The sequence below is a fragment of the Ensifer sp. SSB1 genome (genome assembly GCF_016652895.1).
Lineage (GTDB): Bacteria > Pseudomonadota > Alphaproteobacteria > Rhizobiales > Rhizobiaceae > Ensifer.
Map to the genome: position 1 here is coordinate 21,325 of NZ_JAEPRP010000086.1, position 8,948 is coordinate 30,272.

At 64.0% G+C, this 8,948-nt stretch carries 7 protein-coding genes; 6 read left to right on the forward strand and 1 reads right to left on the reverse strand.

The features are described from left to right. Positions 1-6 precede the first annotated feature (6 nt). From I8N66_RS21010 to I8N66_RS21035, 6 genes are all read left to right on the forward strand, one after another. Positions 7-1,362, forward strand: a complete 1,356-nt coding sequence (locus I8N66_RS21010; RefSeq protein ID WP_291157279.1) for a hypothetical protein — start codon at positions 7-9, stop codon at positions 1,360-1,362. Position 1,363: 1 nt separating this feature from the next. After that, positions 1,364-3,538 (forward strand): hypothetical protein, encoded by a 2,175-nt coding sequence (locus I8N66_RS21015; RefSeq protein ID WP_291157281.1) that lies wholly within the window; start codon positions 1,364-1,366, stop codon positions 3,536-3,538. Between the two features lie 19 nt (positions 3,539-3,557). After that, positions 3,558-4,634, forward strand: coding sequence for an aminotransferase class I/II-fold pyridoxal phosphate-dependent enzyme (locus I8N66_RS21020; RefSeq protein ID WP_291157283.1), 1,077 nt, complete (start codon positions 3,558-3,560; stop codon positions 4,632-4,634). A 13-nt stretch (positions 4,635-4,647) separates the two neighbouring features. Beyond that, a complete protein-coding gene (locus tag I8N66_RS21025) occupies positions 4,648-5,496 on the forward strand; it encodes a peptidoglycan-binding protein (protein WP_291157285.1) in 849 nt (282 codons plus the stop codon). A 40-nt stretch (positions 5,497-5,536) separates the two neighbouring features. Then, the gene (locus I8N66_RS21030; protein ID WP_291157287.1) at positions 5,537-6,265 is read left to right on the forward strand and encodes a hypothetical protein; all 729 of its coding nucleotides are present in this window, start codon (positions 5,537-5,539) and stop codon (positions 6,263-6,265) included. Between the two features lie 96 nt (positions 6,266-6,361). Continuing rightward, positions 6,362-7,111 (forward strand): amidohydrolase family protein, encoded by a 750-nt coding sequence (locus I8N66_RS21035; RefSeq protein WP_113536209.1) that lies wholly within the window; start codon positions 6,362-6,364, stop codon positions 7,109-7,111. Here the strand turns inward: I8N66_RS21035 and I8N66_RS21040 are convergent. Next, positions 7,087-8,484 (reverse strand): sigma 54-interacting transcriptional regulator, encoded by a 1,398-nt coding sequence (locus tag I8N66_RS21040; RefSeq protein WP_291157289.1) that lies wholly within the window; start codon positions 8,482-8,484, stop codon positions 7,087-7,089. The genes I8N66_RS21035 and I8N66_RS21040 overlap by 25 nt on opposite strands. Between the last annotated feature and the right edge of the window lie 464 nt (positions 8,485-8,948).

The window sequence follows — 8,948 nt, forward strand, 5'->3', positions numbered from 1 at the left end:
GCTGCCATGGCGATCGACCCATTCACATTTCGCATGCTCGAGGAGGAGGCGCGCGGCCTACTGACGCGGCTCGACCGCGTCAAGCCGTTCGCCTTGCTCGAGCCGATGGTGCCGGCCGCCAATCTGTTTCCGAATGCGCAGTCGGCGATCGAGAGGGCCCTCATCGACGGGCGAAGGGAGCTAAGACGACTGATGGCAAGCTTCCTTGCCTGGCTGCAACGCGCAAGGGCGGTGGCGACGCCGGCCGATGCGCAACGACGCCTCTCGATCCTGCGCCTCAGGTTCCACCAGGTGCTCAACGAGTTCGACATGTACAGTGACGTCATCACGCAACGCAGCGAGCACGACAACGGGCCCTGGCTCTCAGGTCTCGATTCGGTCGCGGCCGATGCGCTCACTCTGAAGGGCCAATTCTACGAGCTGCCGCCGGTCGTGTGTCACCTGGAGCGCGGGCCTGGCGCCGCTATCCGCCGGGCGCGCACGCGACTGCCCGGTGGTCGCACAAGTCCCGTCGCTGTCATCCGTGTCCCGCGCGAGCGAATGGTCGGCAGCGGCATCGCCTCTTCGCTCATTCATGAGACGGGGCATCAGGCGGCAGCCCTGATCGAGCTCGTTCCCTCGTTGCGCGCCATGCTGAAACCGCTCAAGGAGCAGGCCAGCCCCGACAAGGATCTGTGGGCGATCTGGGATCGCTGGATCTCCGAGATCGTCGCGGATTTCTTCTCGGTGGCCCGTGTCGGCATTACCTCGACGATCGGCCTGATCGGTGTCGTCAGCCTGCCGCGCGCCTTTGTGTTTCGCGTCGATGTCAACGATCCGCATCCAACACCGTGGCTGCGCGTGAAAATCAGTGCTGCGATCGGCCAGGCGCTCTACCCGCATCCGCAATGGGCGCGCATCTCGGCCCTTTGGGAACAGCTCTATCCGCGCAAGGGGCTCGACCTCGAGCGTCGTACCCTGTTCGAACGCCTCGAGACCCATATGCCGCAGTTCGTGGCGCGGCTCGTCGAGCATCGTCCGGAAAAGCTGCGCGGACAGACGCTGCCCGAGGTGCTGCAGGTCCAAACCCGCGCGCCGATGCAACTTTCGCTGATGTTCCAATCATGGTCGCGGTCGCCGGCTGGCATGTACCGGGCACGGCCGACGGTCGTTATCGCGGTGCTGGGTAAGGCCCGCGCCGACGGCAACCTCTCTCCGGAATACGAGAGCGTGCTGATCGTCAAGCTGCTGACCTTCTGGGCGCTCAAGTCGACGCTCGACACCAGTTACGCATGCGCCCTCACGGGCGAGACCCTGCGTGGCGGACCTTTCCCCGCCGCTATCCGATCCACGAACCCCAGTCTGACCATCCAAGGAGGATGAGATGAGCCCGAGCACCGTTTCCGACAAAGTTCGCATCACCGTCCATGTCAGGGGCCTGCTGAGCACCGGCCTTCGCGTGTGCCTGACCGGCGTGGAGGTCGCCATCATCGATGACCGGACAATCGTTACCCAGATCAAGAAGGGCAAGGATGTCATTGGATACATCGTTGAAAATTGGGACACGATCCATCACGAGACGACAAAGGCGGATGGCAAAGCCAGGTTCGAGATCCCGAGGCCCGACGACATGGAAGAGGACTATGCTGTCGTAGTGCGCTTCCATAACGACGACATAAAGGAGCAAAAGCCCTTCCTGCTCAACCAGGACGGCGAGACGAGCATTGCGCTTAAGCTTCACCTCACCGACAATTTCAAGCTCTATGTGGCCTCGCCCGACCAGACTTCATTCGTGGAGGTTGGCGCTCGATTGCCGACGCTTCCCGTGGGGAAGAGCGCCACGTTCAAGTTCCGCTGGCCCACGGGCAAAGCGATCGTGCATGCACACCTTCGCGCTTCGCTGGGCCGCGTTGCGCCGGCTGCCCAAGATATCGAAGAAGGTGGCATGCTCGACAGCGAGTTCGTCCTGACGGCCGACCGCCAAGGCGAGGTCCACATGGTCGGTGGCTTCGGGAACGTGCCTCCCCAGGGGTTCGACTTCGCCAATGATGCGACCTCGTCCGGCGTTGTTGCACCGCCGGAACCCTCGGCCGTTGTCGGCCCCGTCACCGTCACCATGCAGCGCGCAAGCTCGTTCTCGACCAACGACATCTCGGTCGGGCCGGAGATTCGACGTGGCACCGACGCGCTCCTGTTCAAGAACTACTTCGATTTCATGGACTGGGTGTTCTGCGGCGATCCGCTAGGAACCGGCAATCCGATCGACAGAGGTCGAACCAGGGACACGCTGGCACGGACCACAAGGCGCCGGGCGCTGCCCTTCACGGACACCGACGCCTACCGCAACATCAAGGTCGCGACCGAAGCGTTCGTGATGGCGAATTGCGGCTTTCTCGGCGATGGGACCAGCTATTCCCAGGATGACGCTGACTTCATCACAAACCGCGTGGTCGTGCCGACGAACATCGGCGATCTGTCCACCTGGCTCGGGCGTTATCTCGAATTCGATTTCCAGGCGCAGGCGGGGCTGCTTCCTTATCTTGCCGTCATCCGGCGCAAGATGGCCGACGAGCCGATCAAGCTGACCGATATCGGCGACGTCGACCTCGAGCTTGATCCGAACGATTTTCATGAGCAGGTGAGCCGCTGCTACGGGATACTCAGGTCTCGGCTGACACAGCCCTGCCTGCTCGAACTCATCTGGTCGTACTGGCAGGAAGAAGGGATGCTCGTCCAAGCGATGAACTCGATCACGCGGCGCTTCCAGAACATCCGCGGGCCGATGCAGAACGATCCTCTTGCCAACATGGAGGTCGACCCGTTGCGGCCGCTCAACAATCTGCTCTGGGGTTACATCCAGGACGAGCAGCACCGCTTGAGCGTCGTCAGGCGCAACTACGAATATGACCACCACTACGGGCTGAGGCTCTCCGGCAAGGCCGTCAACAACATGCGCCCTGCTGACAGCCGGTCGAAATTCCTGGAGGCCTTCCACACACTGCTCTCCGTCGTGTCGCGCTTCTACCGGCTTGACGACGACACGACCGTCAAGGCGGACGCGTTCCCGGTGCTCAACGCCCTGAAGGAAGCGCATCTCGTCCTGTCGCAAGGCGCGCACAACCAGTTCGGTGACTTGCCTTCGACGGCGCGCATCGAGATGCTCATGCAGCAGTGGATACTCGCTCGACCCGAGTTCCGCGAGTTCCTGCCGACGCGCATCATGGTCGCCTATCCCGAACCCTGGATGGATCGCGTCGATGCCATGAAGAAGCTGCAGGGATGGTCGGACACCAGCAGCCTGCACTTCCGCAACCTCGCGATCTTTGGCGAGCAGGTGCTGCTGTCGGTCCGTTTCGGCAATTGGGCCGACGTCAACGATCCCTACAGCGCGCTGAACTGGGCCCGTTACTGGCGCTCCGAGGTCCAGGGCTACCTACATGCCTACCGGTCGGCGACCGGCATCGACTTGTCGCTCGACGTCCAGAACGCGCGGATCGACGCCACCATGCCCTCGGTGCATCTCGTCAGGCGCCTGGACGAGCAGCGGCGCCTGGTCTGACCGCGAGGGAGTGTGTGCCATGCTGGACTTTACGTCCGCACTCTATCTCGGATTGGACCATCCGAGCGCATCGCTTGCCCCGTGGCAGGCGTTGACGCTCGGCCGGCCCGCCGCCCTCGATGAGCCCAAGGGCGCGCGCCCGCTGGCGCGGGACCTGGCACTGCTCATGGGCGAGGAGGCTGGGCTGCTCTATCCTTCGACGCTGCACCTGTTCCGCGATCTGTTCCAGGCCGCCGTGTCGAAGGACAGCCTTCTCCTGTTCGACGCTTCATCCTATCCGATCGCACGCTGGAGCGCCGAGCGCGTCCAGCTCGACCAGGTGCCGGTGGAGACCTACCGGCACCATGATACGGCCAGCTTGGAGCGGCGGCTGCGAAAGGCGCGTCGCGCCGGCCAGCGTCCGGTCATCGTCACGGATGGGCTTTGCCCATCTTGCGGCCAGGTAGCGCCTTTGCCCGCTCTGTCGCGCCTGGCGGCCGACATGGGAGGGCGCCTTGTGATCGACGACACCCAGGCGCTCGGTGTGCTTGGCCGCAACCCGTCGCCGGCCAAACCGCTTGGCCTCGGCGGTGGCGGCTCGCTCGCCTGGCATGGCCTGTCCTGTGCCAACATTGCGACGGGTGCATCGCTCGCCAAGGCGTTCGGCGTGCCTTTGGCCGTGCTGTGCGGCACCCAGGACTTCATCGCGCGCGCCGCGCGTGACGGGGAAACCCGTGTTCACACCAGCCCGCCGTCGGTCGCGGACATTGCCGCGGCAATGGGCGCGCTTGCGGCAAACTGCAGCGCCGGCGACACTTTGCGGGCGCGCGTCGCGCTGCTTGTCGAGCAGTTTCGCGCCGGCGTGAGGCGGATAGGTTTGCAGGTCAGGAGCCTGCTGCCGGTTCCGATGCAAACCATCGCCATGCCTTCCACCGACGCGGCGCGAGCCGCGCTGGAGTCGCTTGCCGGCATGGGCGTGCGCGCGCTGGCGACCCGTTCGTGCGGCGAGGGCAATCCGAACCTTTCGTTTTTGGTGACTGCGCGTCATGCGCCGGCCGACATCGGCCGCCTGCTGGCCGCACTGGAGCGCATCGCGGACGGCATTTCGGTCGCGTGAGACAGGAGGCGTTATGAGCACGATCCGAACCATCGACCCGTTCCCGGCGCAACTGGAATTCGAGCGCTCATCCAGGCCCGCCCGTGGCGTAGCCGCGGGGCCGAGGGGTGGACAGCCGCCCCGCCCGACGCGCTCGTCCCAGCCGCCATACACTCCCGCCTGGCGCGGGCGGCGATCTGGCGGCCCGCGCTACCCGACGATCGGCCCTGCATACGACGAGCCGGATCCGCAGCCAGCGCTGCGCATGGCGGACGGAGAGCCGGCGCGTCCGGGCAGCTCCGAGTATGTCCGCTGGGTGCAGGACACGCTCAACACCGCTCTCGGGACCACGCTTAGTGTCGACGGCGTCATGACCAACTCCTTACGACAATGGATACGCGCCTTCCAGCGGCGTTGTCGCTTGCCGGTCAGCGGCTTCATCGGTCCGGATACCGAGGCCGCGTTACGCAGGGTCCGGCGCGACCGTGAGCAGCGCGAGTTCGAATTCGAATGGGAGCTATCGGGTGAGGCGCTGAGGGCGGAAAACGCGCTCGCGGTTGCCAATGCAAAGCCCGTGGCGCTCGTGCTGAAGGCGCTGGGCAACCAGAAGATTCCCGGTCTCTACCGCTTCCACACGTCCACCGGCAAGTTCTACACCGGCAAGGCCGTCGATCTGCGCCGCCGCCTCATCCAGCACATGTGGTGCCTGTCGCATTTCGGGAAGACCGCAAGAGGCATGAAGCTCGCGCTCCACCTCATGAGGGACGCCACGGAAGCGCAGGTCCGTGCGCTCGAAAAGAAGATCAACGAGCATCACAAGAACGACAACAACCGCCTCAACAGGGTCACCGAGCTGGAGGTCCTCGCGCTCAATGAAATCTGAACACGCAATCATCACGTCACTCTAACAACAGGAGGCTAGTATGCATCCGCTGAGCTGCAATTGCCCAAACTGCCGCGCCGCGGCAGGGGAATTTGAACTGTATGGAGCTTTCGAGGCCGGCGAGCTCCTCTCAGAGAACGAAGAGTTCGAACTGGCCATGGAACTGCTCTCTGCCCAGAACGAACAGGAGCTTGAGCAATTCCTTGGCGGCCTCTTCAAGAAAGTCGGCGCCGGTCTGAAATCGGTCGGCAAATTCGTCGGCAAGAACGTGCTGCCCGTGGTCGGCCCGGCGCTGAAGTCGCTTGCCAAGGCCGCGCTGCCGATCGCCGGCGGCGCGCTCGGCTCGCTGATCCCCATTCCTGGGGTCGGAACGATGATCGGCCGGGGGCTGGGCCAGGCTGTAGCCAGCGCGCTCGAATTGGAAACCGCGGGGATGAGCCCGGATCAGGCCGACATCGAGAAGGCTCGCCGCTTTATCAGGATTGCAGCAACCGCGATCGCCGATGCCTCGGCGGCGCTCGGAACCTCGCCGGTCGTGCCCGGTTCTGCGCCTGCCGAGCAGATTGCGCGCAGCGTCGTGGCCAACGCAACGCGCCGTCATGTGCCTGGCGTGAATGCCACCGTGCTGCGGCAGCTCGCGTCCGGAGCCCGCACGTCGTACCCCTCGAAAGGGCTGGCCGCATCGGGTGGGGCTTCGGCGATCGCCGGAAGATCTGCGGGCGGCAGGTGGTGGCGCCGCGGCAACGCCGTGGTCATCGAAGGCGTGTAAACATCCTGTCCGCCGCGGACGGCTGTCCCCAATCCTTTCGGGATGAGCCCGGCCGTGGCGGGCCGGGTCCGGTAACTGCATTGAGGTTCTCTGGCCATGATCATCGACTGCCATTGTCACGCCGGAAAGGGCAACGGGCTCACGCAGCCTGCCGACACGTCCGCTCCGCTTGGCCGCTATCTCGCCCGTGCGCGCGAGGCCAATATCGACCGCACCATCATCTTCGCGGCCTTTTCCGACGGCTACCTTCTGGCCAATCGGGAAGTGGCGCGCATCATTGCCGGCAGACCCGATCGCCTTCTCGGCTTCGCCTTTGTTCACCCGGTCGCCGACAAGGGCCGCGTCGAGATGATGATCCGCGAGGCGGTAGTGTCGCTGGGCCTCGTCGGCATCAAGGTTCATCGTCACGACGGGCACATAACCCGCGAGATCTGCGAAGCCGCGCGCCGCTATCGGCTTCCGGTCCTCTATGACGTCATGGGTGAAGTTTCGGTCGCCGAAATCCTTGCCCAAGAATATCCGGACGTGCCGTTCATCATTCCGCATCTCGGTAGTTTCGCCGACGACTGGAAGGCGCAGAGTGCGCTCATTGACCATCTGGTCCGGCACAGGAATATCTTCACCGACACTGCCGGCGTGCGTCGTTTCGACATTCTCGAAGAGGCGGTCAAACGCGCCGGCGCCAGCAAGATACTTTTTGGGTCGGACGGGCCCTGGCTGCATCCCGGCGTCGAGATCGCCAAGATCGAGGCGCTTGGTCTCAACCCCGAAGACCGTGCAGCGGTCCTCGGCGGCAATGTGCTCAGGCTTGTCAGCCGCGTTCAGGGGTTCTCGGTCGCCGCGTGACGTGCGCCGGCCACGGCCGGCTGGCCTTGACCGGCGCGGCGCAGTTGCAGCGCGCGATCGGTGATCCCGAGGCGGCGCGCGGCGCGATGTAGGTTGCCGCGCTCCTGTTCGAGCGACAGGTTGATGGCAGCGTTGGAAACGGCGCGGCCGATTTCCTTCAGGCCAATGCCGTAGTCGAAGGCGTGCTGGATTGCCAGCAGGAAGCCGGGCTCGCCGAATGGTTCGGGCGGTCGCCCGCCCGCCGGCCGATCGTCGAGCGGAAGCGCCCCGATCGTGATCGGTCCCTTGCCGACATGGCGCGAATGAAGACGCATTACCAGCCGTCTCAGATCGCGCACATTACCTGGATAGTCACGGCTGACGAGATAGTCGGCCAGGGCCGGTTCGATTTCGGGAGCGGCGGCGTCGCCGCTCGCAGCCGTCAGGAAATGCCGCGCCAGCGGGAGGATGTCGGCGCGCCGCTCGCGCAGCGGCGGCGGCTTGATCACCCAGTCGGCGATCCGGTAGTACAGGTCGCCGCGAAAGCCGCCTTCCGCCACGAGTTTCTCCAGGTCGCGGTTGCTGGCGCAGATCAGGCGAAACTCGGAGCGGTTCCACACATTGCCGCCGACGCGCTTGTAGGTACGCTCCTGGATCACGCGCAGCAGTTGCGCCTGCAGCTGCAATGGCAGTTCGCCGATCTCGTCGAGGAAGAGCGAGCCTCCATTGGCGAGTGCGAAGGCGCCGTCACGCTCCGTGATAGCCCCGGTGAAGGCGCCACGTTCGTGCCCGAACAGCTCGCTTCCCGACAGCTCCGGAGACAAAATAGTGCAGTCGACGACGACCAGTTCCGGCTTGCCTGCCCGCTTGCTAAGCTTGTGAATAGCTCTGGCGATCTGCTCCTTGCCGGTGCCGGTCTCGCCGACGAGGAGCACGTTGCCCAAGGAATATGCGGCCGCCTCGACCAGTTTGCGCTTCAATGATTTCCAGCACAGGGAGCCACCGACGAGGTTCTGCCGAAGCGTGTCGCTCTCGACCAGCTGCGCGATCTCGATCCAGCGCGTGAGGCGCGCCGCGATTTCCTCGGGCAGCGCACGCTCGTCGCTCCAGTCGAGCACGTCCATGGCGCCTGCGTTGAGAAGCTCCCACCGCGCATCTGCCGCGCCGTTTGAACCCGGGATCAGGACAACGATGAGCTGGAAGCGCTGTGACAGCTCGCCGATATAGGCGATGAGCGCGGCATCGACGTCCGAGATGAAGGCAATGCAGTATTCGGCGTCGCCTTCGCGTTCTGCAAGCGCGTCCTGAAAGCCGAGTTCCGATAGCCGGCTTCGCACGACATCGACGGCTGCCCCTGTGCCTGCGAAACACAAAAAACGGACCGGGTTCCCCATCGCGGCCGCTCCACATCAAGCGGCGATGGTTAGATCCGCAAAACCTACCGCGTCGAGGCGCGTTCGATCACTTGCTTGTGGCAAGTGCCGCCTTCCCAGGCCCGGCCCATGCGCAAAAAGAGGTGGCGCACATCATTTGACGGAATTTCAACACCATCGTTGCCGACTCGAATTTCACGAATACGCTGCGCTGACACTGGGCAACCCCTAGGCTGCCATTACTAAGATGCGACCACAAGAACCACGGTTCCTGCCCGGCGCGTGGGCCAATCTTCAAGCTCGGGAGAGTATCTCTCATCATTGACGAGTTCAACCAAACCTGGGTCTTCCTCAATATGTGTGGTTCATTGTGAGCGCAACGAATGGGCCACGGCTTTTGTGATTGACGGAATAGGTTTCTGGCGCTCGGTCAGAACTTCTGCTTTGCCCGCTTCGGCATAAAGTAGGTTCGGATATTGACGAGT

What these genes read in the sequence shown, in the direction of transcription:
- I8N66_RS21040 (WP_291157289.1), bottom strand. Translation starts at nt 8,484, where the DNA reads ATGGGGAACCCGGTCCGTTTTTTGTGTTTCGCAGGCACAGGGGCAGCC.
- I8N66_RS21010 (WP_291157279.1), top strand. Translation starts at nt 7, where the DNA reads ATGGCGATCGACCCATTCACATTTCGCATGCTCGAGGAGGAGGCGCGC.
- I8N66_RS21025 (WP_291157285.1), top strand. Translation starts at nt 4,648, where the DNA reads ATGAGCACGATCCGAACCATCGACCCGTTCCCGGCGCAACTGGAATTC.
- I8N66_RS21020 (WP_291157283.1), top strand. Translation starts at nt 3,558, where the DNA reads ATGCTGGACTTTACGTCCGCACTCTATCTCGGATTGGACCATCCGAGC.
- I8N66_RS21035 (WP_113536209.1), top strand. Translation starts at nt 6,362, where the DNA reads ATGATCATCGACTGCCATTGTCACGCCGGAAAGGGCAACGGGCTCACG.
- I8N66_RS21015 (WP_291157281.1), top strand. Translation starts at nt 1,364, where the DNA reads ATGAGCCCGAGCACCGTTTCCGACAAAGTTCGCATCACCGTCCATGTC.
- I8N66_RS21030 (WP_291157287.1), top strand. Translation starts at nt 5,537, where the DNA reads ATGCATCCGCTGAGCTGCAATTGCCCAAACTGCCGCGCCGCGGCAGGG.